The organism is Massilimicrobiota sp. SW1139 (assembly GCF_012027715.1).
In the GTDB taxonomy this organism is placed as follows: Bacteria; Bacillota_I; Bacilli_A; order Erysipelotrichales; family Coprobacillaceae; genus Allocoprobacillus; species Allocoprobacillus merdigallinarum.
On the sequence record NZ_SJOR01000001.1, the window covers coordinates 190902 to 216110 of the forward strand.

Here is a 25209-nt window from a genome sequence, read left to right on the forward strand (position 1 = left end):
ACATTAATATATGAGTAAAGGTTATGAGCTGTGCTCATTTGTATGCAAAGATTGAAAAAGTTCTTTCGCAACTTTTTCAGGTAAAACTTCCTGAAGTTCTTCTATAGTTGCTTCTCTCATTCGTTTTACACTTTTAAAATGATGCAACAATTGTTGCTTACGTTTTGGTCCGATTCCTTCAATATCATCTAACGTAGAAGCAAATAAAGATTTAGAACGTACATTTTTATGAAAACTAATAGCATAACGGTGAACTTCATCTTGCATACGTGTCAATAAAAAGAAAAGTTCACTTTTTGGATGAATAGGTATTGGCTGCCCATCCTGGTCCAACAACATAGCTGTCGAATGTTTATCATCTTTAGCTAACCCATAAACAGGTATATTCATTGCTAATGAATCAATAACTTCTTTAGCTGCATGAATTTGTCCTAATCCACCATCTACAATAATCATATCAGGAGGTGTCAGATTTTCCATCAAGACACGGTAATATCTACGATAAATCACTTCTCGCATACTTCCATAATCATCTGGTCCATCAACAGTTTTGATTTTAAATTTACGATAATCCTTTTTAGAAGGAACGCCATCTTTAAAACAAACCATTCCAGCAACTGCATAAGCACCCTGAATATTAGAATTATCAAACAATTCAATAATATGAGGTGTTTTCATATGCAAAAGATCACCTAACTGTTGGATAGCACCTAAAGTCGCTGCTTCATTTTTTTCCATTAATTGGAATTTCTTTTCTAATGATTCTTTAGCATTTTCAATCGCCATTTGAACAAGAGAAGCCTTATTACCTTTTTGAGGTTTTAGAATTTTACATTCAATAATTTGTGAAAGCAAATCTATATCCATATCCATAGGAACAAGAATTTCCTTTGGTAAGGTATTATTTTGATAAAACGAAACCATAAATTGCTGTAAACTCTCTTGAACATGATCTTCAATAGGTATTAAATTCAAATCACGTGATAACAGCTTACCGTGACGCATAAAAAATAACTGGATGCTTAAATAACCATGATCAACATAATATCCTAAAATATCACGATCAATCTGATCATTAAATTGAACATGCTGTTTAGCTGTCACATAACGAATATGTGAAATTAAATCACGATATTCTTTAGCTTGCTCAAAATTCAATTCCTCACTAGCCTTCATCATTTTTTCAGTTAACTCATTAACTTTTTCTTTGATATCCCCATTAAGAAGTTTAGTAATAGATTTTTTAATATCAACATATATATTCTCATCAACATCTTGAATACATGGCGCCAGACATTGTCCCAATGAATAATAAAGACAAGGTTTTTTAGGAATATGATTACATTTTCTAAGAGGATATAAACGATTTAATAATTTAAAAGTTTCTCTAGCTGCAGTAGCATCTGGAAATGGGCCAAAATGTTTGGCTTTTTTTTCTTTGGCATTTCTAACAATACGTAAGCGAGGATGTGTTTCATTTGTCATTTGAATATATGGATAATAGGTATTATCCATAAACATTATATTATATTGAGGGGTATAATCTTTAATCAGATTAATTTCTAAAAGCAGTGCTTCTTTTTCACTATCAGTTACAATATAATCAAAATCCTCAATTTCACTTACCAGTTTTGTCGTTTTATAATTATGAACACCAACAAAATAAGAATGAACACGATTTTTTAATTTTTTAGCTTTACCAACATAAATCACAGTTCCCTCTTTATTTTTCATTAAATAACATCCTGGTGATGCAGGTAATAAAGAGAGCTTATTTCTAATAAGATCATTCATTATTCAAAATATACCAGTGTAGCCCCTAATCCACCTTCATTAGGTCCACCATCTCGATATGATACAACGTGTTTGTTCTTATCTAAAATTTTCCTTACTCCTTTTCGAAGTGCGCCAGTTCCCATTCCATGTACAATACGGACATGCGGATAGCCCATCACCAAAGCATCATCCAAGAATTTATCAACCAATGCCATTGCCTCTTCATATCTTTTGCCAATAATATTGATTTCATAATTTCCTGTTTTAGAAACGGTTGATTTCTTTATTTTTGCTTTTTCAACTTTTTTCACTTTTGTTTGAGGATGTAAATAAAGCACTTCATCTTCATGTAATTTAACATTGAGTCCAGATATAGAAACCATAACCATATGATTCTTTAAAACTTCCACAATATCCCCTTCTCTGTTCATCTTCAACACACGAACATGATCTCCAATATGCAATTGATGATCCTGTTTATGAACAACCTCCTGATTAACATATTTCATTTGATCTAAATCATGACGTATTTGATTCATTTCATGAGGTTTTAATGTCGATTGTTTCATAATGTTCATCATATCCTGAACTTCTGTTTTGGCTTTATCGATAATTGCATTAGCCTCATCTTTAGCTTTTTGAATCATTTGATCTTTTTGATTTTCTATCTGACGTAACTGTTTTTCATATTTGTTTTGTAAGATTTGAACTTCTTCTTGAGATTCAATAAGTTGTTTTTCCTTTTGTTCTAAAATATCCTCTTTCATTTGCAGTGTTTCCATTAATCTTTCATGTTCAGACATGGATTCATTTTTAATATTTCGTGCATTTTGAACAATGTTTTTGTCTAAACCTAAAAGTTCTGCAATTTCAATAGCATATGATTGTCCAACACTGTCCAATTTCAAATGATATGTTGGTTTCATTGACTCTACATCAAAAGCAACGGCCGCCATCAATATCTCTGGATGCTCTTTTGCAAATGTTTTGAGTCGACCATAATGGGTAGTGGCTAAAACAAAAGATTTCATATCTACAAAACGTGATAAAATAGCTTCAGCCAGACTTTCTCCTTCTTGAGGATCAGTTCCAGATCCAATCTCATCTAATATAACTAAACTTGATGCAGTTGCATGATGTAAAATATCTATAATTTTCATCATATGACTAGAAAATGTTGAAAGTGACTGCTCAATAGACTGTTCATCCCCCAAATCGACATATATCTGATCAAATAAAGGAATAACAGCTTCACGAGCTGGGACTGGTAGTCCACATAACGCCATAAACGATAATAAACCTGCTGTTTTTAATGTCACTGTTTTTCCACCAGTATTACTTCCAGTAATTAATAAAATACGATGCTGTTTTAATATAATGTCATTCGCAATCACTTTTTCTTGATCAATACATGGATGACGTGCTTCTAAAAAAGACAAAACATTGCCATCTTTTTGGATCGTTGGTCGACAACAATGATAAAGCACACCAAACTGTGCTTTAGCAAAAATAAAATCTAATTCAGTAAGAATCTCTAAATTGAAATGAAAGTGATAATAATGATTTTTAACAAGTTGAGAAAGATGAAAAAGAATACGTTCCACTTCTTCCTTTTCCTGAGCTTCGTATAAACTGATCTGATTGTTCATACTTACAACTTCTGCTGGTTCAATATAAACAGTTTGCCCAGTCGCACTTTGAGCATGAATAAGTCCTTGAATCTGATTTTTATGATGCGACTGAACTGGCAATACCAGACGATTATTTCTTGATGTCATTTGATCAATAGATAAATAATCCTGACTTTCCTTCACAAGATGTTCCATTCTTGTACGGATTTGTGACTGAGTATTCCTTATCTGTTGACGAATATGAAAAAGCTTAGGACTGGCATGATCATCGACTTGACCATCTGGAGTTATACATTTTCTTATTTCTTCTAATAAACGGGGTTGAGCTACTAAACCAGTGTTAAGTTCATTTAAAAAATGAGCTGTTATTTCGCTATTATCAAAATAATTTTGGACATTAACAACACATTCCAGATGAGTTTGGACATGTAACAATTCTTCACCTGTTAATTGACCATCTCTATTAGCTTTTTTTAAACTCAAAGAAATATCACTAAGTCCACCTAATGGTAATCTTCCTTGTCGATCAATAAATTTCATGGCTTCATCAACTTTATCTAATGCCTCATTAACATCATCTTCATCATCAAATATCTGTAATTTTTGAACTTCTTGTTTCCCTAATGATGAAGCACAAAAACGCATGATTTTATCCTGAATGATGTTCATTTCTAATGTTTCATATATATTCTTCATTTTATCACCCCTTTACTTGAGATAGAACGTCTTGAATCTGTTGTGTTGAATAGTTTGAATCTTCTAATAATTGTGTTAACTGCTGAATTTGTGAAGGATTCAACTGAATGGTCTGATTTTGATGAAATACATAATCTTCAAATAATTGAAGTGCATCTTGTTCATTGATAAAATGAGTATTCATGGCATTCAATGTAAATTCAGCGATAAATTCTTTTGAATAAGTATCCAGACTATTATTATCTTGCATAAGATCACTCATATTCATAACGGTTTGAGTGACATCGGGAATCATATCGACAATGGCATTTGCGATATAGGAATTTTGAATCATTTCTTTTCCATTAGCTACAAATGAAATGAAAAGAAAAACCAGACAGATATAAATAATCAATATTCCTTCAACCACATGACAACATAAACCTAATAAACGATCTGCAAAAGCTGTTAAAGAAAAAGTATGCATAATACCTTTTAATAGTGGTTTTACCAAAACTCCTATGATTTTTTTTATGATCATGAAAACAATAAATAGGATGAAACCAACGACTATACGATTAATTGTAGAACCTATTAGTGAAGCAATAAAATCATGGCTGTCATATTGATAAATTGTCCATATTGATGATAATGGATCACTTAAAAAATAGACCAACAATAAAACGAATAAAAAAGATATAATATCATAAAGCTGAATAATGAATCCTTTTTTATACCCAATAATCGCAGTTATCACTAAAAATATGACACAAATGATGTCTATTGAAAAAAAATTCAAGAAAAACCCTCCTTATAAACGCCGATATTATAACATTTGAAAAATGTTCTGTCAAAATTAACAAAATTATGTTAAAATAATAATGAGGTGATTAACGTGGAACCAATTATTTTAAAAGTTGAACAAATTACATTGGAGAAAATGAAAAAATATTATGATAGTCAAATGGTTCCAGTTGATGACACAAACCTTATATTTAAAGCACATGCTATTGGTTGCGATATTATCGCTAAAGATAATCATACAGTTGAGTTTTCGGGTGCTAATGCTTTTCAGGAAGCCAAACATTGGTCTAAGAAAATAGCGAAACAATTAGCTAATATGACAACGAACATTGAAGATATTTTTCCGTATCATCATATTGGATGTGCTGAAACAGGTTCTACTGATTATTTAGGTCCAATCTGTGTTGTATCATGTTATGTACAGGAAAAAGATATTGAGTTATTAAAAGAGCTCAAAATTGATGATATAACAACTTTAAGTAATCGTGAAATTATTCAATGTGCAAAGCTCATTAAAGACAAGCTTATTTATAGTTTATTAATTTTAGATAACTCACATTATAATAAAATGGTAAGTGATGGTTTTAATCAAGCTAATATTAAATCAAAACTCTACAATCAGGCAACTGTTAATGTTATGCAGAAAGTCAAACAAAATGTAAAGGTAAAAGTGATCAATCAATTTGTTTCTCCAAAAACATATTTTAATTATCTGAAAAATGAAGTTATTGTTGTAAAAGATTTAATGTTTGTTTCAGATGCCGAACAAAAATACATGGCTGTATTAGCTGCTGAAATTTTATCAAGATATGCATATTTACAGTATTTTGCAAATATGACAAAGAGTTTAAAAATGAATTTAATCCGTGGATCAAGTTCTCAAGTTGATGTTGTTGCTGCAAAAATTGCTGCTAAATATGGCGAAAATATTTTAACAAAAGTTGTCAAACTCAATTTTACAAACACAAAACGTGTTAAGGCATTGTTGAAAGAACAGTAAGAATGGAAACGAACCATTCTTTTTTTATTATTACCTTTTGGTATTTTATAAAACCAATTTTGAATAAGTTTATAAAATATAAAAACTGAGCTATATTGGAATGATTAAAAACAATATAACTCAGCTTTTTTATTAATCTTTAATCTCTATATCGAAGCGTTGCATTTTTTGATAGGCAACACCTGCAGCATCCAGCATACGCTTTGCAGCACGATCACTAGGTGTATCATTATATTTATCATCTTCGTAAATAATCTTTTGAATACCACTTTGAATAATAGCTTTCACACATTCATGACAAGGAAATAATGATACATAGATACGACATCCCTTGAGATTTTGAATACTATTTAAAATTGCATTCAACTCAGCATGAACAACATATGGATATTTTGTATCATACATATCCCCTTCTCGACTGTTCCAAGGAAATTCCGTATCCTCACATCCCCAAGGCAATCCATTATATCCGACACCTACGATTTTATTTTCAGGACTCACAATACAAGCCCCCACTTGTGTATTAGGATCTTTTGAACGATATGCTGATAATTTTGCAATTCCCATAAAATACTGATCCCAACTAATCACTTTAGACATTTTTATTCCCCCATTTCTTCTCTTAGTTGTGAAAGTTTATTTAAAAAGAAATCTGGTAACTCACTTTCAAAATATAATTCTTCATGTGTTCGTGGATGAATAAATCCTAAAATTTTAGCATGTAAATATTGACCATGACTTGTATCATCACGTCTAAGTCCATATTGTGGATCACCATATACAGGATGTCCAATATATTGCATATGAACACGAATTTGATGTGTACGTCCAGTTTCTAAACGACATTCAACCAAACTCATATCACGAAAACGTTCAATCACTTTAAAATTTGTGATTGCTTCCTTGGCATTTTTATCAGTACAAGTCATTTTCTGTCGATCACGAGGATCACGTCCAATAGGTGCTTCAATTCGTCCAAACTCATGAGGAATCAAACCATGAACTAATGCATAGTAACGTCTTGTAACTGTATGCTCCTGTAACTGCTCACTTAAACTTTGATGTGCCAAATCATTTTTTGCAATCATTAATAAACCACTTGTTTCCTTATCAATACGATGAACAATACCTGGTCGCATCACGCCATTAATACCTGATAAATCTTGACAATGATATAATAAAGCATTCACAAGAGTTCCTGAATAAATACCTGCTGATGGATGAACAATCATACCACTTGGTTTGTTGACCACAATGACGTCCTGATCTTCATAAACAATATCAAGCGGAATATTCTCTGGTAATATATCTGTATTTTCTGGTTCAGGAATAGATACACAACAAATATCTCCTATTTCGGCTTTATAACTTGATTTAACAATGACATCATTCACAGTCACATTTTGTTGACGAATTAATTGTTGAATCTGTGTTCTTGACATATCTTTCAAATAACCAGACAACAATTTATCCAGCCTTTGACCTTTATGTTTTTCATCTACTGTGATTTTGATAGTTTCCATGCTTTATACTCCTCTATACATATTTCTAAGATGACTAACGCCATACCAATAGTAATCGCCATATCAGCAACATTAAAAATAGGAAAATTATATCCAAAAATAATAAAATCAATAAAATCTCTTACATATCCAAAGGCCATACGATCAATTAAATTGCCAATTGATCCCCCAAAAACAAGTACCAATCCAAAACGTGTCAATTTTTGATAGGGTTCAGATTTGATAAAATAATAAACAATTCCAATCGCAGCAACTATCCATACAATCACGAATAGATTTATTTTACCTGCCAACATTCCCCAGGCTGCCCCTGTATTATGTGTATATGTAAAATAAAAGAAATTATCTATAATGGAATAACTACCACCTAGAGATAATGTATGATCAACAATGATTTTTGTCACCTGATCTCCTATAACAATGACCAAAAAGGTCAAAACATATAATATCATAGTCTGATATGTTAATTTTAATTTTTTCATTCTTTTATCACCAGTTCCTATTATAAGCAAAAATGACATATAAAGCAAAGAAAAAAAGCATAGATATGCTTTTTATAAAATAAAAATAACAATTGCCAGATAATGAAATACTGAACCCATAATGACAAATATATGGAAAAGTTCATGAAAGCCAAAATCTTTCGTTAAATTAGGTTTTTTTAAAATATAAATAAAAGCACCAATAGAATATGCAATACCACCACAGGCAATTAAGAACAAACAAGGTAAAGGAATACCTCTAAATGATTGAAAATCAAATAAGATAGACCATCCTAAAATCAAATAAATAGCTGTTGCAACTGCACGAGGTGCATTTAACCAACAGATTTTTAAAATAATTCCAATAATAGCAACACTCCACAAAACAGCAAGAAAATAATATGAATGAGGCGCAGGCATACATGCAATAACAACTGGAGTATAAGTTCCAACTATTAATACATAGATCATTGAATGGTCTAATTTTCTTAAAATCGTTTTTATTCTTTGACTGCCACTAAAAAAATGATAAATTGAACTGGCACTATATAAAGCAATCAATGATATGCCAAAAATGATTCCAGCACATAAAACAGCCGGTGACGTATCTTTCTGTATGCCAATAAAAATCATAATCAATAAACCAATGAAAGATAAGCAGGCCCCTATAAAATGAGTTTCACTGCTAATAGGATCCGTAGCTTTCTGAAACAACTTTCTCACAATATCAACTCCTTTATATGTAGTATTAAATACTACTTTATACATCTATTATATTTTATTTTAACCATTTGTCAACGAGATATTGTTATTTTGTATAAATTCATGTATAGTTATTTATGAGGTGAGTTTATGAACAATGAAAAATTAGATATGATTTTAGATCAGATTGAAAACATGAGTCATTTAAAATCGGAAGATATACCTTCTCTTGATTTGTATATGGATCAAATTATGACTTTATTTGATATTAATCTTGCTGATAATAAGCGACATGATGATGATAAGCTTCTAACCAAAACGATGATTAATAATTATTCTAAAGAAGGATTATTAAAACCTATCAAAGGAAAGAAATATACAAAAAATCATATTTTACAAATGTTACTTATCTATTCACTAAAAAATACTATTTCTATCCAGGAAATCAAAAAGATTTTACAGCCTTTCCATGATCATATGGAAGAAATTGAACCCATTTATAATAATTATTTAAACATACAAAAAGAGTTATCTCATGATGTGACAATTTCTATTCAAAACTTAATTAAAAATCAACACATAGATTTAGATAACTCTTACCAACTTGTTTTCATTTTATTATTAATCTGTTCTTTAAGTAATCAATATAAAATGATTGCCGAAAGAATACTTGATACTTTTTATGAAACAGATGAAGAAAAGTAACCCCAAAGACAAGCTAAAGCTCTGTCCTGGGGTTTTTATTACATGAGAAAAACAATTGCTATGAAATGTAAAATACTTGCGCAATTAATGAATAAATGCCAAACAAAATGAAAATATTTTTTATGCTTAGCATAGAAGAAAACACCTACTGAATACATGATTCCACCCATAACAATAAAAAACAAAAACCAGAAAGAAGAATGAATAAGAAATGGAATAAAGATAATGGCTATCCATCCCATGACTAAATAAATCGTTGTAGATAAAACGGGAAAAGATCGTTTCGCAATAGCTTTCAATAAAATTCCAGCTAAAACTGCAGACCATTGAATAACTAAAATCAAAATACCAACCCAGCCTTGAACAACACATAAAGCTACGGGTGTATAACTTCCAGCAATCGCTAAATAGATGCAGATATGATCTAATTTTCTAAAGACATATTTCTGTTTAGAATCATAGGCCATACTATGATATATTGTTGAAATCAAAAACATTAAAAATAAACAAATAACAAAAATAGAAACACCTACACTACGAACAACTCCACCTTTAATATATGAATATACAGCTACAAAAGGCAAGGATAATAAACATAGTAAAGCCATCACACCATGACTGACAGCATTTCCAACCTCTTCGCCAAAAGTTAATTTAAACATATCTTTCATTGTTTTTTCTTTCATTTCCATTAACCCCCTATCAATCAAGAATACCAACCTGTTTTAATAAGAATTGACCATTACTTGATTTTGATATGCCTTTTTTGATTTTATAATCAAAATATATGTGTTCATCTTCATAGTATTCATCAAAATGATAATTCTGTTTTTTAAGCTGACCTAGTTCTAAATCATGCGTTGTTAAAAAAGTATAAGCATAAGGTAAGGATAACTTTTCAATCGTTGCTTTTGCTCCGGCAATACGATCCAAAGAGTTTGTTCCTTTAAAAATCTCATCAATAAAACAAATCATTGGTTGTTTCTTATGAGAATATTCAATCATTTCCTTAATACGTAAAAGTTCTCCATAAAAAGTAGAAATACCTTCTTCCACATTATCTTTCACACGCATAGAGGTCATAATATGCATTGGAAAACAGCTCATATTTTTAGCAAAAACAAATCCCCCGGCATATGCTAAAATTAAATTTAAAGCAATAGTTCGCATAAATGTTGTTTTTCCAGACATGTTAGAACCTGTAATCACACATAAAGATTCCTGCATTTCAAAATCATTTCCAACAACATGATAAGGATCAATTAAAGGATGACGCAAATCATGGAATGATAAAGTTTTCTGTTCCTGAATATCGGGCAAGACAACATCAAACTGATCCACTTTTAAAACTGCCAAGCTCATTAATGCTTCTATATGAGCTAAACTTTCAAACCATTTTGGAACAGCATGACTATATTGCTTGAGCCACTTGGCATATTGATATTGAATATAATAATCAAATAATCCTAAACCATTTAAAAATAGAAAAGCAAAAATATTTTGACGATAGATAACCTTTTGACTTATACGCGAAAGTTGTAAAATAGCCTTTATAGCATCTTCTTGATGCATTATATTTGATTGTAATGATTTTAGATAAGATGAAGAAAATGAGTTGTTCACAATTTGTGCATAACTCTGTGCATAACTTTCCAAACCTGTGGATAAGTATGCAATTGGTTCAAACATTTCCTGATGATAACGATATTTTAAAAACGTAAAACACAATTGTAAAACAACTCCTACTTCCAATATGGCTTGGCTATATGGTGTGCCCCATCCAAAACAGACACAAATCAAACTACAGCAGATAATCAAAGGTATAATAAATAAAAATCGTGATAATGTTGGAATGGACTGATTTTGAATATATGCCATCCATTTTTCAATGCCATTCTTTTTTTGTTCTGGAATCATTGAACCTAATGTTTCTAATCGAACAACAAATTCTGGCATATCTGCCAATTCTTTAACTGCTTTTTGACGTTCCATCATTTGATCATAGCTGCTATCCTGAATCAGATAATCTGCTAATTGCTTTTTCCCTTGTTGGGTAAATGCTACACAAATCATCTGATATAATGAATTTTGACCTAAAACATCCAAATCAAGGCTTTTATAGTCCTGATCACTTAAAAAAGCCTCTCCATTCTCTTCGAATTCTTTCCATTTCCCCTCTTTTCTATCTATATGATGCTTATATGTTTTCAAAAGGGATTGGATATAAAGATCTTGTTTTTTATAACGATTATGAATGATAACCACGCCTATAAATCCAATAAAGAAAATTCCTGCTAAAACATAGCCAATGTTTTGCCAATAATATCCCAATAGCAACAATACAATCATCGCGCAAAAAAAGACAAGCCTCAACACAGCAAACATATTGCAATAACGATGAATATATTGACTCTCTTTTTTTGTATTCATATATTCTTTTTCAAAATCAATAAAACTCATAATACCTCCACAGACTGTTTTTCAAATATTATAACTTCTTCATGACCCCAATATGAACGAGCTATTTCTTTAAAGCCCATAGCTTGCCAAAAAGCCTTTCCGTTTTTATTTTGAGATAAACAAGCTAGCTGTATCGTATATTGAGAATAATTTTGACATAATCTTTGAATAATTCTTTGACCATAATGATGATGCCATAAGCTTTCTTCTACTAGAAACAAACCAATCCATAAATACGACTGATCATGTTGCATAGAAAAACGATAGCCAAGCATATAATCTATATAAGCAATCATTGTTTGATGTTCATATATTTTATAGTGAAAATGATTTCTTTCATCAAATCCTTCAGGACCTAACATAGCCTGATTGATATAATCATAAGTTATTTCTTGAACATCCAATGAAAAATACGTTCTTTGACGCAAATAAAACTGATAAAGTTCTTCATCACATGAATGCACTAACTGATACTTCATATTTCCTCCATATAAAGAAAAACACGACAAAAATCGTGTTATCCTAAAAACATAAAATATACAAGAACTATGATACCTAAAACAATACGATACCATCCAAAAACTTTAAAGTCATGTTTTTTAATATAACTCATTAAAAACTTAATAACAAATACAGAAACAACAAAGGCGACAACCATACCAACAATAAGAATTGTTGCTTCCTGCATTGTAAAAGACAGACCAAATTTAACAATCTTTAATAGTGAAGCTCCAAACATAACTGGAATTGCTAAAAAGAATGTAAACTCAGCTGCAACAGTTCTAGATACGCCTAATAATAAAGCTCCTACAATCGTTGCACCTGAACGTGATGTTCCAGGGAAAATCGCTGCAATCAGCTGAAATACACCAATCAGTAAAGCTGTCTGAATTGTAATATTTCGTAATGAATGGATGCGACTATGTTGATGCGCATTTCTATTTTCAATCACAATAAACGCAATCCCAAAAACAATCAATGCTATAGATACTGTCTGATAATTATAGAACATTGCTTCTAGTTGTTCATCAAAGAGTACCCCAACGACTGCTGCTGGAATACAGGCTACTAATATTTTAATCCATAAGACAACCTTATCAACTTTTACATAAGATAATAGACCATCTTTAGCTAATGGATATGGATTGTCTTTTTTTCCAAAAGGAAAAAAATCATTCCAAAACAAAATAACAACAGCCATAATTGCACCTAACTGAATGACAACCTGAAACAAACTATAAAATTCCGGACTTACATCCAATTTAATAAATTCATCAAGTAAAATCATATGTCCTGTACTGCTGATAGGAAGCCATTCCGTCACACCTTCTACAATACCGAACATTATCGCTTTTATTATTTCAATCATTATTAACCCTCCTGATTGATTGTCTACTTGTATTACTATATATGAAATATACTCTTTTGTATATGCTTTTTGATAAAAATAATTATTTTCATCTATCTTTTTCTATAGATCTCGGCTCAAAAGTACGACACTTTCAATATGCTCAGTATGTGGAAACATATCAACTGGATAAACATCATGACTTTGATAGCCAATTTTAGCAAACATTTTCAAATCACGTGCCTGCGTTGTTGGATCACATGATACATAGATAACCTGTCTAGGCTGTAAAGTACGAATTGCTTCAATAAAAGTTTTTGTACTCCCAGCACGTGGTGGATCCATAACAACACAATCCACTTTTTGTTTTTGAATAGCCAATTGATGCATAAACTCAGAAGCATCCCCATTAACAAAATGAATATTTGAAATATGATTCATTTTTGCATTGTTAATAGCATCTTTATAAGCTTCTTTGTTGATTTCCACCCCAATAACAGTTTGAACATATTGAGCCAAAAACATTCCAATCGTTCCAATACCACAATAAGTATCTAAAATGGTATCATCCTGATGTAAATTCAATAACGATAAAATGCGATGATAAAGAACTGTACACTGTTCATGATTAATCTGGTAAAATGATTGTGCTGATATTTTAAATGTTAAGCCACATAATTGATCAACAATAAATCCTTTTCCATATAGCACTTTTTCTTGTTTAGATAAAACTACACTTGTTTGTCTACGATTTGTATTTAAAACAACCGATTGAACAGATGGGCAGGATTTTATTAATTCCTGACAAAAATTTTTACTTCCCTTCATGACATGATCTGTTCCAACCAGAACAACGAGTGTCTGATTCGTTATGACTGCCCTACGTATTAAAACATGTCTTAAAAATCCTCTATTTTTCTTTTCATCATATATGGATACACGATATTTTTTGAGAATCTTCTGTATGGTCGATAAAACTTGATGTGTTTCATCATCATGCAACAAACATGATTTCATCGGTACAATGCGATGAGATGTTTCTTCATATAAACCATATTCATATTTTTGATTAAAAGCGACAATGACTTTATTACGATAATAATATGGTTTTTCCATTCCAGCAACATCATGAACGAAATGATGAGGAAATAGTTTTTGACACTTTTCTTTTTTTATAAGCAACTGTTTTTGATAATCCATTCCAATATACTGACAGCTACCACATTGTTTTTTGATTGAACAATCCATAAAATTCCTCTATAAAGTTGCTAAAAAGGCAACTAAACAATCATAACATCTTAAATAAGAAGCCAAATCTAATTTTTCATCAGGTGTATGAACATTTTCCATATGTGGTCCATAAGTTATAATATCTAAATCAGGAATTTTTTGCTTGAAAATACCCGTTTCTAATCCACCATGTGTTGCCTCTTCTTTTAATGTCTGATTGGCATAGGTTTGATAAAATTCTTTAAACTGTGCTCTAAAGCGTGAATGAGGATCATAATCCCAACCCGGATAATCATTAGACACCTGAATAGAAGCCCCATATAATAAAGCAATTGTTTCCAGTTGTAGACATAACTCATCACGTAAACTTTTTAAAGGTGAACGTAATGAATAATCAATTGTAAAACTATTATCATGTGTACGTATGACCCCCATATTCAATGATAAAGTTGGTAAATGTTCAATTGCCTGTGACATTTCCAGCATTCCATTCAAACCTAAATACATAATTGAAATCATAGCTTCACTATCTTTTGCATTCACACAGACATGACATTCATCACAATGCAATTCCACATAAAATTCAGGATCACTGATTTCTAATTCCTTTCGAATATCTGCTTCGTACTGTCCAATATATTGTGCTAATTCTTCATAAGATTGCTGACTTGCAAAAGCAACTGTACACTCTCTAGGAATCGCATTGTTTTTTAATCCGCCTGTTATATCAATCAAACGAATATCCATCCCATTTTTCAATAAATGATATAAAATGCGTCCCGCAATCTTATTAGCATTTCCTCTACCTAAATGAATACATCCACCAGAATGTCCACCTTTTAAACCTTTCACTTCCAAAACATAAACTGGAGAATGATTATCTTCACCCGTAATTTCTTTGGTAATCAAAACATCATTTCCACCTGATGATGAAACACAAGTTTCCCCTTCTGCTTCATTATCTAAATTAATTAAACGTTTAGCTTTAAGTGATGTTGTATCCAAAGCCATTGCTCCACATAGTCCAACTTCTTCTTGAACAGTAAAGACACATTCCAATGCTGGATGAGATAAACTGTTATCTGTCAACAATGCCAACATATAACATACACCACAACCATCATCAGCTCCTAAAGTTGTCTCATTGGCATGTAAAAAACCATCTTCCACATAAAGCTTTAATGGATCAGTATCAAAATTATGTTGACTTTCTTTATTCTTTTCATTAACCATATCTATATGTGCCTGTAACATGACTGGTTCATGATCTTCATAGCCTTGACTGGCTTCTTTAAACACAATCAAATTATGCATGTCATCACGCATATAACGAAGATGATGTTGTTTAGCTAAATCTTCAATATAATCTGCCAATTTTTCTTCATGGTATGAACCATGAGGAATTTGTGAAATTTCTTCAAAATAACGATATATAAGTATATTTGTATCTAATACCGACATTCTATTTTCCTCCAATCTTGTCACAATTATATCAACTTCCCTATCAGATGTCTATGCCAAAGCATTCTGCAATAATTTCATTTCATCTTCATTAAGTTGACGATATTGTCCATATTTCAATTGTTCATCTAAAACAATATGCGCAAATGCTATACGTTTTAAACTAACAACTTCATTAGACATTGATAAAAACATTTTTTTGATTTGATGATATCTTCCTTCACATATTGTAACGAGGCAATGATAATCATCTTTTATTTCTAGCTCTGCTGGTAAACATTGATAGGTCCTATCTATCATCATTCCTTTTTGAAAAACCTCAACATAGTTTTCCGTTATTGGCAATTTTGTCTGCACTTCATATGTTTTTTCTACATGATTGTGTGGCAATAGAAGCTTTTTAGATAAAGATTTATCATTAGTTAATAACACAAAACCTGTTGTATCTTTATCCAGACGTCCAACACAATAACAATCATCTCGATCTATTAATTCTAATAGACAAGGATATTTCTGGTCATGCGCAGCACATATATATCCCACTGGTTTATTGATCATATAATAAACAAATGGCATTGCCTCAATCACTTTACCTTGAACTCTAATTTTATCCTCTTTACAAACAAGGTAATGTGGATCTTTCACACATTGATGATTAATTATCACATAACCTTTTTTGATCAATGTTTTGCATTCTTTCACATTGCCCAATTGGTTTTTCATTAAGATAAGATATAAATATTTTTTAATGGGTATTTCTTCCTCTCCAGCAATCATTGGAACGTACATTTCCATTATTTTTAATAATAACAGGTACCAATGTGCCACGTGAATACTGTGGATTGTCCTTTAAAATATCAGCTAAAGCTGATAAACGTTTATGTCCATCCACACAAATGTAATGTTGATTTTTCTGATTGACAGAAATAGGAAATGAAAAACCAATTCTTAAAACTGATTGATAAAGTGTTTGAGGATATTTTTGATAGTTAAATTCTATCTGTGATATATCTATTTTCATTATACGCATTTTGCCATCTCCTTTATTTTATTGATTATATCATTTTTTTCAAAAAAGCAAAATCTTTATCTATTTCTATTTAAACATGATATAATGTTGAATAGGGAGGTATCTTATGAATATATTATTGAGCCGTATTTTAACCTATTTAAATGGAACCCTTTTTCATGATTATAATTATAAAATTTGTACATTCATTATTTTTCATTACCTTGAAATGGAAGATATGAGTGAAGAAGAATTTTTAAAAAAAGGATGTTTTAAAAAAGAAGAATTATATTCTTTTATTGCCCTACTTGGCTTTAAAGAATATGAAGAATTTAAGGAAACCTTAGTCAATCATCATCAGACACGTCTTAATCAAATTCGTGTCAGAATGATTGGTGTTGATAGTCGTGAATTCATTGAAAAAATGGATAAAGACTGTAGTGATGATGAAATGCAAAAAATCATTAGTGATATTTGTCAAAAGCTTTATCGTGCCAAAAGAATTGTTGTATTTGGTGCTTTATATCCAATATCTATTGCTATTGAACTACAAACTGACATGATTACATTTGGTAAACCTTTTATTCAATATCATAGTTATGATCCTATTGTTATGGATGAACATGATGTGGCCATTGTTATTAGTGCAACAGGTCGATACTTAGAAGGATTTAAAAAGTCAAAAGCTGATGTACATATTGATAAAGCCCAGCAGATTTTAATTACCCAAAATAAAAAATATCTGAGAACAGAAACTTCACCAAATTGTAAAGTTATTTATGTTCCTGGTAAATTTGATAGTATTAATTTTAATTATCAAATTATGACAATTTGTGATTTAATTCGTCTACACTATTTTCAACAATATTACTTATAATACAAAAAGACTGTTACTCAAAACAGCCTTTTTTATTTTTTATCCATTTGACTTACTTTTTATTGTAATAAGATATGATCAGTATAATCATGAGTATGTTGAGTATAAAGATGAATCAAGTCTTCCACCGTTAAATTTTGTTTACGTTTTTCATCAATGAAATCAAGAATTCGCCCTTCACTCATAATAATGATTTTTTGTCCATATTGAATAGCATCTTCCATATTATGAGTAATCATTAATGTTGTCATCTGATTTTTTCTGACAATATTCGCTGTTAAATCTAAGACTGTCTTTGCAGTTTGTGGATCAAGAGCAGCAGTGTGCTCATCTAATAGTAAAAGCTGTGGTTTTGCATATGTTGCCATTAATAAAGACAATGCCTGACGTTGTCCTCCAGAAAGAACACCAACCTTTGTATTCATACGTTTTTCTAATCCTAATCCCAACTCTTTCAATGCTTCCTTCATTTGTTGGCGTTGCAAGTGAGAAACTGGTTTTAATTTGAAGTAATGCCCCTGACAACCAGCTAATGCTAAATTTTCTTCAATAGTCATAGTAGGTGCTGTTCCTTTTAAAGGATTTTGAAAAAGTCTACCGATGAAGCGTGAACGTTTGTACTCTTTTAAATTTGTAATATCTTGATGATTCAAATAAATATGACCCTGAGCTGGAAGAATCGCTCCACTTATTGTTTGAAACAATGTTGACTTTCCAGCTCCATTACTACCAATAATTGTTACAAAATCCCCTTGTTGAATTTGTAAATTGACATGTGATAAAGCTTTCTTTTCATGAATTGTATCAGGATGAAAAACAACCGATATGTCCTGTAATTCTAACATACTTTTTTCCTCCTTATTTTTAGTTTTGTCAAAATCAAAGCCAATACAACTAATAAAGCAGACAACAGTTTTAAATCTGTTGATGGAATCCCCATTTGTAAAGCTAAAGTGAGAATTCCACGATAAATAAATGCACCTATCGTAACCGCTAATAATTGATAATGAATCTGATCTTTTTTTATAAATGCCATTCCAATAATAATACTTGCTAAACCAATGACCATCATTCCTGTACCACTTTGACTATCCGCAAAGGATTGATGCTGAGCATATATAGCTCCAGACAAAGCCACAAGTCCATTGGATAAAGATAAACCTAAAATTTTCATCAAGTCAGCATTTATAGATGAAGCTTTAACCATATCTTCGTTATCGCCGCATGCGCGCAGCGCTAAACCAAGCTGTGTTTTTAAAAAATAATAAAGAACTCCAAAAATAACAGCTACAAACATGATAATCAATAAAAACTGTGAATATGGTTGTAAATTGGTCAATGGTGTAAATATGGTTGTAGAACCGAACAATGACAAATTAGGTGAATCATTCATAATTTTTAAATTTATAGAATAAAGTCCAGTCATAGTTAAAATCCCTGCAAGTAAAGATGCAATTTTCAACTTTGTTGTTAAAAGCCCAGTCACAAGACCAGCCAGCATTCCTGCAATAAAAGCTGCACATAATGCCAAGTAAGGATGCCCAGAAAGTGTCAAAACAGCACTAACTGCACAACCCAATGTAAAGCTTCCATCAACTGTTAAATCAGGTAAGTTTAAAATCTTATAGCTCAAATATAATCCTAAAGACATAATCGCAAATATACCACCAAGTTCTAATGCTCCAATAATAACTATCATATTCATAATATGACCACCCCTCTACATCATAACCAATGAAGAATCTTGAATGATGTTTTCAGGTAATTCAATATCAATCTGTGTCATGACATCCTGATTCACATAAATCTTTAAATCATCCTTAAAAACCTTAACAGGAATATCACTTACATTTGAACCATTAAGAATTTGATCAACCATATTAGCAGTTTCCCTTCCTAATTCTTCATAATCAATCCCTACACTTAAAAATCCACCATCCTGTACCATAGAATCTGCTCCTACATAAAGTGGAACTTGTGATTGAATACATGAATGACTGACAACGTTCATAGCACTGGCAATTGTATTGTCATTAGGAGCAAAAACAGCATCACATTGAGTTGCAAGAACATCAATTGCACTTTGAACTTCATTAACATTTGTAATAGTTGCTTCTTTAATTTCAAAACCATGCTTTTGTGCGTAATTTTTAGCTTTTTGAATATTTGTTACTGAATTAGCTTCTCCTTTGTTGTAAATAACTCCTAAAGTTTTTAAATTCGGATTTATTTCAAGGGCTTTATCAAGAATCAAATCTACTTGAATCTCGTCACTGGTTCCTGTTATATTTTTATCTGGTTTTTCTAAAGAACTTGTCAGTTTAGCTCCAATTGGATCACTCACTGCAGCAAAGACAACAGGTGTTGTTGAAGAAAGCGATGCAACTGACTGAGCAACAGGAGTTGCTATCGCAACAACGACATCGGGATTTTCTGATGCAAATGTTTGTGCAATACTAGCAGCAATACTATTATCCCCCTGTGCATTTTTAAAAATATATTCAATATTTTGATTATCTTGATAACCTAACTCTTCCATTTGCTTATCAAAAGCGTCCTTAATTGTATTCAAAGATGTATGTTCCATATATTGAACAATAGCAACTTTTTTCACAGTTGAGTTATCACCTTGACAACCCATTGTCATTGATAATATACATATTCCTATTAATACGTTTTTTAAAATTTTTTTCATAGTCTTATCTCCTCTTATAATATATTGTATTTTATTCATGTTTAACTAGAAAATAAGACACCATCGTTTCATTTTCATAAGAAAGCTCCTTTCTTATTGGCATATAAACAAAAAACACCTGTCCATCAAAGGACAGATGTTATAATCTGCGGTACCACCTTTATTGGTTATAAAAATAACCCACCTCATTAAAATGCCAACACATTTTTGCTTTGTAACGTAAGCTCACGTCGCAGGATACTCGTTACCTTTCCCCTTTGCCCTCATAGGTCCATTTACTTAACTGCCACTATCCAGCTTCCACCATCCTGGACTCTCTTTAAGTACATTTTCAAGTTTTATCTCCTACTCATTGGTTTGTTTATATCAAATTATCACACCTTTATTAAATTGTCAATATTTTTAGATAAAAAATAAATAATATCTATTTTTTTGTTAATTAAATAAACAAATAGCTGTAAAAATATAAAATATATTCTCCAAAAAACAAAGAAATAAAAATTCCCACACAAAGAAAACCAGCAAATGCGATATGATGATGGCGATGTGTTTTTTTATAAAAAAGTAAATATGATGCATAGATTCCACCCAATAAAACCGCTATCGTAAAAGCAAGTATAATCTTTATATATCCTAACATAAAGCCATTAACCATCAATAATTTGATATCCCCGCCACCAAAACTATCTGGAATCCAAAAATTGAGTAATAATAATGGCATACTTATAATCAATATACCTATCAAACGTTCCCACAATGAAACATCACTATAAGGCATTAATCCTAATACAATAAATATTTCTAAAATAATCATTTCATCAGGTATAATTTGCCATTGTCTATCTATTAATGAAATGGTTATAAAATCCATTATCAATAAAAAAAGAAGAATAGCCTTTATCATTTGAGATTCATAATAGACAAGTAAGACAAGCAAAAAACCACTCATCATTTCAAAGATAGGATAAAAAAGTGAAATGCGGTAATGACAATATCGACATCTTCCTTTTAAGATCACATAACTGACAATAGGTATTAAATCAAACCATTGTAAAGGATGTAAACAATCAAAACAAAAACTTCTTCCTTTTACAATATCCAAACCAAGTGGCAATCTATCTTTACACACTTGAAAAAAACTTCCTATAACAGCACCCAAAATAAAAAACCATACATATAAAAACATCTTCATGTCCCCTTTCATAGATATTTTTATAGTTGGTTTGTTTCATATTTCGATATTATTCTATCTTAAAATATATTCATTTTCAACAAAAAATATTTGACATTTTTTATTTTTTCTATAAAATATGGAGTGCTGTAAAGCTATAGATTTCTCTATTTCTGATTAATAAATAGAAAATTCTATAGCTTTTTTTACGAAAGGAGAATCTCAAATTATGGAAAAAAGAAATCCAATGGCTTATAAACCTATTTTTCCCCTTTTGATGTCTATGGCCTTTCCGCCAATGATTTCAATGCTTATTCAATCATTATACAATATAGTTGATAGTATTTTTGTGGCACAGCTTGGCGAAGAAGCTTTAACAGCTGTTTCGTTAATCTACCCCTTACAAAACTTATCATTAGCATTTTCTTGTGGTGTCGGTATTGCTTTAAACGCCATTATCGCAAGACATTTAGGTGCACATAATGATAAAGAAGCATCATTTGTCGCTACTCAAGGCATTGTTATGACACTTTTACATTCCATTCTTTTTGTTGGAATTGGTTTATTCCTTATAGAACCTTTTTTAACTCTTTTTACTCAAAATCAGGATGTCATACAATATGGAATCGAATACGGTTTTATTGTTATTACTTTTACATTTTCAACATTTATTCACTTAGCCATCGAAAAAATGTTTCAGGCTTGTGGAAATATGATCATTCCCATGATTATGCAAATGGTTGGAGCAATTGTTAATATTATTTTAGATCCAATACTTATCTTTGGATATTTTGGATTACCTGCTTTAGGTGTAAGTGGTGCAGCTCTCGCAACTATTATTGGACAATTTAGTGCCTGCTTTTTATCAATATATTTATTTTTACGCTATAATTCACATATCCATATTTCATTCCGTCATTTTCGTATTAATTGGCATACATTTAAAAATTTATATTCAATAGCTATCCCATCTGGAGTTATGATGTGTTTACCTTCAGTTTTAGTTTCAGCATTAAATGGTATCCTTGCTCCTGTGTCTCAAACTGCCGTTGCATTCTTTGGTATCTATTATAAACTGCAAACATTCGTTAATATGCCAACCACAGGCATTGTACAGGGAATGCGTCCAATTATGAGTTATAATTATGGAGCTCATCAAAGAAATCGTATGGACCAGACATTAAAAATGGCAACTCTTACTATTGGAACTATTCTATTATTTGGTACATGTCTATTCTTTATTTTCCCAGCTCAAATTCTTCAAATGTTTAATGCCAATCAAGATATGCTTATGGTTGGAATAACTGGATTACGTATTTTATCATTAAGTTTTATCTGTTCTACATTTGCCATTGTTATGTCTGGAGTTTTTGAATCACTAGGAAAAGGACCTATTTCTTTAATCATTACACTCACAAGACAATTTATCATCATTATCCCATTATCCCTTATTCTTTTACCACTTGTTGGCGTAACTGGTATCTGGTTAACATTTCCTTTATCAGAGCTGATTGCCTCATTCATTGCTTTTCTTTTATATCAAAAAGTTTATAAAAAAATAAAAATAGGAAATGAAAATTAATGATTCATTTCCTTTTCTTTTTACAAAAATTTAATATATGATAATGTTGTATATTTGATTCTTTTCTTACCATTTTTCAATGATATTCAAAATAAAACAAAGTTATAAAAACAAACAGTTTTATATACATAATATTATCCATGTATAATAGCTACAGCTAAATGAACACCTCGTTTAAACTGTATAAATCCATACTCATAAACAAATTCATTCACACAGTTTTCTAATTCTTCAACTTCTTCTTCACTCAGTATTAATTTTCTATTTGTAATACGTTCATGAAATTGATCCATTAAATCAAAATATCGAATATGTATCTGTTCCAGCATCATTTCTTCATCTTGATTTAAAATAATATCCGAAGAATATATATCTTTTAAAACATTATCCATATCACACATAGTTCTCTTCTCCTTACTGAGATGATCATAAGAACTAAACTGTTTTTTCAAACAATGAGCAATTTTTTAATGGTAAATGATTATGCTGTCCAAATATTTTTCTTTTAACATGATGTAAATCCACTTTATTTGGTAATATATATGATTCATCCTGAAAATCTTTAAAATCGCATAACACTATTCTTAATCCAAAATATTGACCCTGATAAGAAAATTCATTTAATAATCTTTCAATAACATACATAATCTCACTATGAATATTTGTATAATTTCTTAATTTCTCTTCTTTTTTATAAAAATTTAACTGCATGTCATAGAATTGAATTTGAATACAACGAACTCCATAGTCTTTTTCTTTAAGTTGCTTTACTAAATTAAAGCTTAGATTTTGTGCTATTATTAAAGCTTCTCTAGCATTTAAAAAAGTATCTTGATTATCTTGACCGAATGATTGAGGAAGGGTATGAACTGTTCTATGTATTTGAGACATTTCATCTCTTTTTTGAGAGCATATATTCTTCCCAAATATTTTTACTGCCTGATAAAAACTTAAAATTCTATATGATTCATAACTGTGCATATAAATCCATTTGGCAAATTCTTGATGAAAACTGAATCCTATATGTATTGAAATACAAAGTTCATCTGCTATTCTTTGCTGAATACATTTCATAAGTTTAATAGAATCCATACCAAATACATATTGAGATTTTGTTAAATCAAAAAATATATCATTTCTTTCTTCTTCAAAGACATCATTACAATATTCATATAAAATATTTTTTATTTGCTCTTTATAGAAACAATATTCATCCATGTTTCTTTGTTTGTTGATGAGTTCTTGATGAATCAATCTCTTTTTTATAATGAAATTTCTCTTTTTCTCTATTTGATCTATGCATTCTTCAAAACAAATATATCCAATTAAAGTTTTCCACATATTTCTCACTCCTCGCCAATTATTATATATGACCTTGTTGCATATTTCAATATTTTTATGCAACTTATTTTATTATTTTTGATTTTTTCTTTATTTTAGATGTATTTTATACTATAATATGCATATAGGAGGTTGACTATGGAACTCAAAGACATTATTAAGGATTATAAATATAGGCATCAACTTACAAATGATGAAATTGCTCAAAAACTAGGAGTCACGAAATCTACTGTCAGTCGTTGGATTTCAGGAGATGTCAAAAGAATTCAAGATGAAACATTAAAAAGATTAAATGAACTCCTTGGTTATGATATTGAACCCGTTATCAAAGGAAAGTCCATTCATTTAAAGCGTCCTATTTTAGGTTATGCAAAAGCCGGATATGATATGTATGGAGAAAATAACTATATGGGTGAAGAAGAAGTCACAGAAGAAGATTTTTATAAGGGAGATTATTTTTTGCAGATTCAAGGTGATTCCATGACTGGATCAGGAATAATGGATGGAGATTTAGCCCTTATTAAACAATGTTCCTATGCCTCAACAGGTGATATTGCAGTTGTCATGATTGGTGGTGAAGAAGTAACAGTGAAGCGTATTATCAAAAAACCAGATATGCTTATTTTGGAAGCCACAAACCCACTTGTTGAAAATAGATATTTTTCTAATGAAGAAGTTGAACAACTTCCTGTTCGTATCATTGGTAAAGTCGTTTATACAAAAACTTATTTTTAAAC

26 protein-coding genes and 1 other annotated feature are annotated in these 25209 nt (G+C 30.7%); of the genes, 5 read left to right on the top strand and 21 right to left on the bottom strand.

What is annotated here, in order from left to right; all coding sequences use genetic code 11:
- Window positions 1-21: 21 nt before the first annotated feature.
- From uvrC to E0K96_RS01020, 3 genes are read right to left on the bottom strand one after another with little or no spacing between them, the layout of a single operon-like run.
- The gene (uvrC, locus tag E0K96_RS01010; RefSeq protein WP_168080493.1) at window positions 22-1794 is read right to left on the bottom strand and encodes an excinuclease ABC subunit UvrC; all 1773 of its coding nucleotides are present in this window, start codon (window positions 1792-1794) and stop codon (window positions 22-24) included.
- The gene (locus tag E0K96_RS01015) at window positions 1794-4103 is read right to left on the bottom strand and encodes an endonuclease MutS2 (RefSeq protein WP_168080495.1); all 2310 of its coding nucleotides are present in this window, start codon (window positions 4101-4103) and stop codon (window positions 1794-1796) included. Before E0K96_RS01015 ends, uvrC begins: the two co-directional genes overlap by 1 nt.
- Before the next feature lie 4 nt (window positions 4104-4107).
- Window positions 4108-4881, bottom strand: a complete 774-nt coding sequence (locus E0K96_RS01020; RefSeq protein ID WP_168080497.1) for a CvpA family protein — start codon at window positions 4879-4881, stop codon at window positions 4108-4110.
- Window positions 4882-4977: 96 nt separating this feature from the next.
- Between E0K96_RS01020 and rnhC the strand changes: the two genes are divergently transcribed.
- Complete coding sequence (rnhC, locus tag E0K96_RS01025; protein WP_087244966.1) at window positions 4978-5886, top strand: ribonuclease HIII; 909 nt, start codon at window positions 4978-4980, stop codon at window positions 5884-5886.
- Between the two features lie 132 nt (window positions 5887-6018).
- Here the strand turns inward: rnhC and E0K96_RS01030 are convergent, their stop codons facing one another.
- From E0K96_RS01030 to trhA (E0K96_RS01045), 4 genes are all read right to left on the bottom strand, one after another.
- Window positions 6019-6486, bottom strand: coding sequence for a deoxycytidylate deaminase (locus tag E0K96_RS01030; protein ID WP_087244965.1), 468 nt, complete (start codon window positions 6484-6486; stop codon window positions 6019-6021).
- Window positions 6487-6488: 2 nt separating this feature from the next.
- Complete coding sequence (locus tag E0K96_RS01035; RefSeq protein WP_168080499.1) at window positions 6489-7409, bottom strand: RluA family pseudouridine synthase; 921 nt, start codon at window positions 7407-7409, stop codon at window positions 6489-6491.
- Complete coding sequence (gene lspA / locus E0K96_RS01040; RefSeq protein ID WP_168080501.1) at window positions 7385-7891, bottom strand: signal peptidase II; 507 nt, start codon at window positions 7889-7891, stop codon at window positions 7385-7387. Before lspA ends, E0K96_RS01035 begins: the two co-directional genes overlap by 25 nt.
- 72 nt (window positions 7892-7963) lie before the next feature.
- A complete protein-coding gene (gene trhA, locus E0K96_RS01045) occupies window positions 7964-8614 on the bottom strand; it encodes a PAQR family membrane homeostasis protein TrhA (RefSeq protein ID WP_168080503.1) in 651 nt (216 codons plus the stop codon).
- Window positions 8615-8743: 129 nt separating this feature from the next.
- Here trhA (E0K96_RS01045) and E0K96_RS01050 point away from each other — a divergent pair, with 129 nt between their 5' ends.
- Window positions 8744-9298, top strand: coding sequence for a DUF1836 domain-containing protein (locus E0K96_RS01050; protein ID WP_087244961.1), 555 nt, complete (start codon window positions 8744-8746; stop codon window positions 9296-9298).
- 38 nt (window positions 9299-9336) lie between these two features.
- On the opposite strand, the gene trhA (E0K96_RS01055) is transcribed toward E0K96_RS01050, so the two are convergent.
- The 8 genes from trhA (E0K96_RS01055) to E0K96_RS01090 all read right to left on the bottom strand — a co-directional run bounded on the left by trhA (E0K96_RS01055) (window position 9337) and on the right by E0K96_RS01090 (window position 16827).
- Complete coding sequence (gene trhA, locus E0K96_RS01055; RefSeq protein WP_087244977.1) at window positions 9337-9984, bottom strand: PAQR family membrane homeostasis protein TrhA; 648 nt, start codon at window positions 9982-9984, stop codon at window positions 9337-9339.
- 16 nt (window positions 9985-10000) lie between these two features.
- The gene (locus tag E0K96_RS01060) at window positions 10001-11758 is read right to left on the bottom strand and encodes a MutS-related protein (protein ID WP_168080505.1); all 1758 of its coding nucleotides are present in this window, start codon (window positions 11756-11758) and stop codon (window positions 10001-10003) included.
- Window positions 11755-12237: a GNAT family N-acetyltransferase gene (locus tag E0K96_RS01065; protein ID WP_168080507.1), complete on the bottom strand. Its 483-nt coding sequence runs from the start codon at window positions 12235-12237 to the stop codon at window positions 11755-11757. Before E0K96_RS01065 ends, E0K96_RS01060 begins: the two co-directional genes overlap by 4 nt.
- 38 nt (window positions 12238-12275) lie before the next feature.
- Window positions 12276-13127 carry an undecaprenyl-diphosphate phosphatase gene (locus E0K96_RS01070; protein WP_087936237.1) on the bottom strand — a complete coding sequence of 284 codons (852 nt, stop codon included), beginning with the start codon at window positions 13125-13127 and terminating at the stop codon, window positions 12276-12278.
- A 102-nt stretch (window positions 13128-13229) separates the two neighbouring features.
- Complete coding sequence (rlmD, locus tag E0K96_RS01075; RefSeq protein WP_168080509.1) at window positions 13230-14354, bottom strand: 23S rRNA (uracil(1939)-C(5))-methyltransferase RlmD; 1125 nt, start codon at window positions 14352-14354, stop codon at window positions 13230-13232.
- Between the two features lie 9 nt (window positions 14355-14363).
- Window positions 14364-15797: a beta-Ala-His dipeptidase gene (gene pepD, locus E0K96_RS01080; protein WP_087303821.1), complete on the bottom strand. Its 1434-nt coding sequence runs from the start codon at window positions 15795-15797 to the stop codon at window positions 14364-14366.
- A gap of 51 nt (window positions 15798-15848) precedes the next feature.
- Complete coding sequence (locus E0K96_RS01085) at window positions 15849-16574, bottom strand: 16S rRNA pseudouridine(516) synthase (protein ID WP_240924393.1); 726 nt, start codon at window positions 16572-16574, stop codon at window positions 15849-15851.
- Window positions 16543-16827, bottom strand: a complete 285-nt coding sequence (locus tag E0K96_RS01090; protein ID WP_168080511.1) for a hypothetical protein — start codon at window positions 16825-16827, stop codon at window positions 16543-16545. The genes E0K96_RS01085 and E0K96_RS01090 overlap by 32 nt, the downstream gene beginning before the upstream one ends.
- A gap of 106 nt (window positions 16828-16933) precedes the next feature.
- Between E0K96_RS01090 and E0K96_RS01095 the strand changes: the two genes are divergently transcribed.
- Window positions 16934-17683 (top strand): MurR/RpiR family transcriptional regulator, encoded by a 750-nt coding sequence (locus E0K96_RS01095; protein ID WP_087244940.1) that lies wholly within the window; start codon window positions 16934-16936, stop codon window positions 17681-17683.
- Between the two features lie 59 nt (window positions 17684-17742).
- Here the strand turns inward: E0K96_RS01095 and E0K96_RS01100 are convergent, their stop codons facing one another.
- From E0K96_RS01100 to E0K96_RS01115, 4 genes are all read right to left on the bottom strand, one after another.
- Window positions 17743-18528, bottom strand: a complete 786-nt coding sequence (locus E0K96_RS01100) for an ABC transporter ATP-binding protein (protein WP_168080513.1) — start codon at window positions 18526-18528, stop codon at window positions 17743-17745.
- The gene (locus E0K96_RS01105) at window positions 18522-19388 is read right to left on the bottom strand and encodes an ABC transporter permease (RefSeq protein WP_168080515.1); all 867 of its coding nucleotides are present in this window, start codon (window positions 19386-19388) and stop codon (window positions 18522-18524) included. Before E0K96_RS01105 ends, E0K96_RS01100 begins: the two co-directional genes overlap by 7 nt.
- A 15-nt stretch (window positions 19389-19403) precedes the next feature.
- Window positions 19404-20378 carry an ABC transporter substrate-binding protein gene (locus E0K96_RS01110; RefSeq protein ID WP_168080517.1) on the bottom strand — a complete coding sequence of 325 codons (975 nt, stop codon included), beginning with the start codon at window positions 20376-20378 and terminating at the stop codon, window positions 19404-19406.
- A 125-nt stretch (window positions 20379-20503) separates the two neighbouring features.
- Window positions 20504-20740 (bottom strand) — a binding site (T-box leader).
- A gap of 77 nt (window positions 20741-20817) precedes the next feature.
- Complete coding sequence (locus E0K96_RS01115; RefSeq protein ID WP_168080519.1) at window positions 20818-21564, bottom strand: prepilin peptidase; 747 nt, start codon at window positions 21562-21564, stop codon at window positions 20818-20820.
- Window positions 21565-21778: 214 nt separating this feature from the next.
- On the opposite strand from E0K96_RS01115, the gene E0K96_RS01120 reads away from it, so the two are divergent.
- The gene (locus E0K96_RS01120; protein ID WP_206080506.1) at window positions 21779-23131 is read left to right on the top strand and encodes an MATE family efflux transporter; all 1353 of its coding nucleotides are present in this window, start codon (window positions 21779-21781) and stop codon (window positions 23129-23131) included.
- A gap of 134 nt (window positions 23132-23265) precedes the next feature.
- Here E0K96_RS01120 and E0K96_RS01125 read toward each other — a convergent pair whose 3' ends face one another.
- Together E0K96_RS01125 and E0K96_RS01130 are read right to left on the bottom strand one after the other, a co-directional pair.
- Entirely contained in the window at window positions 23266-23532 is a 267-nt protein-coding gene (locus E0K96_RS01125) for a hypothetical protein (protein WP_168080521.1), read from the bottom strand.
- 34 nt (window positions 23533-23566) lie between these two features.
- Window positions 23567-24472, bottom strand: coding sequence for a Y-family DNA polymerase (locus tag E0K96_RS01130; protein ID WP_168080523.1), 906 nt, complete (start codon window positions 24470-24472; stop codon window positions 23567-23569).
- Between the two features lie 138 nt (window positions 24473-24610).
- Here E0K96_RS01130 and E0K96_RS01135 point away from each other — a divergent pair, with 138 nt between their 5' ends.
- Window positions 24611-25207, top strand: a complete 597-nt coding sequence (locus E0K96_RS01135; protein WP_087245870.1) for a LexA family protein — start codon at window positions 24611-24613, stop codon at window positions 25205-25207.
- Window positions 25208-25209: the final 2 nt, after the last annotated feature.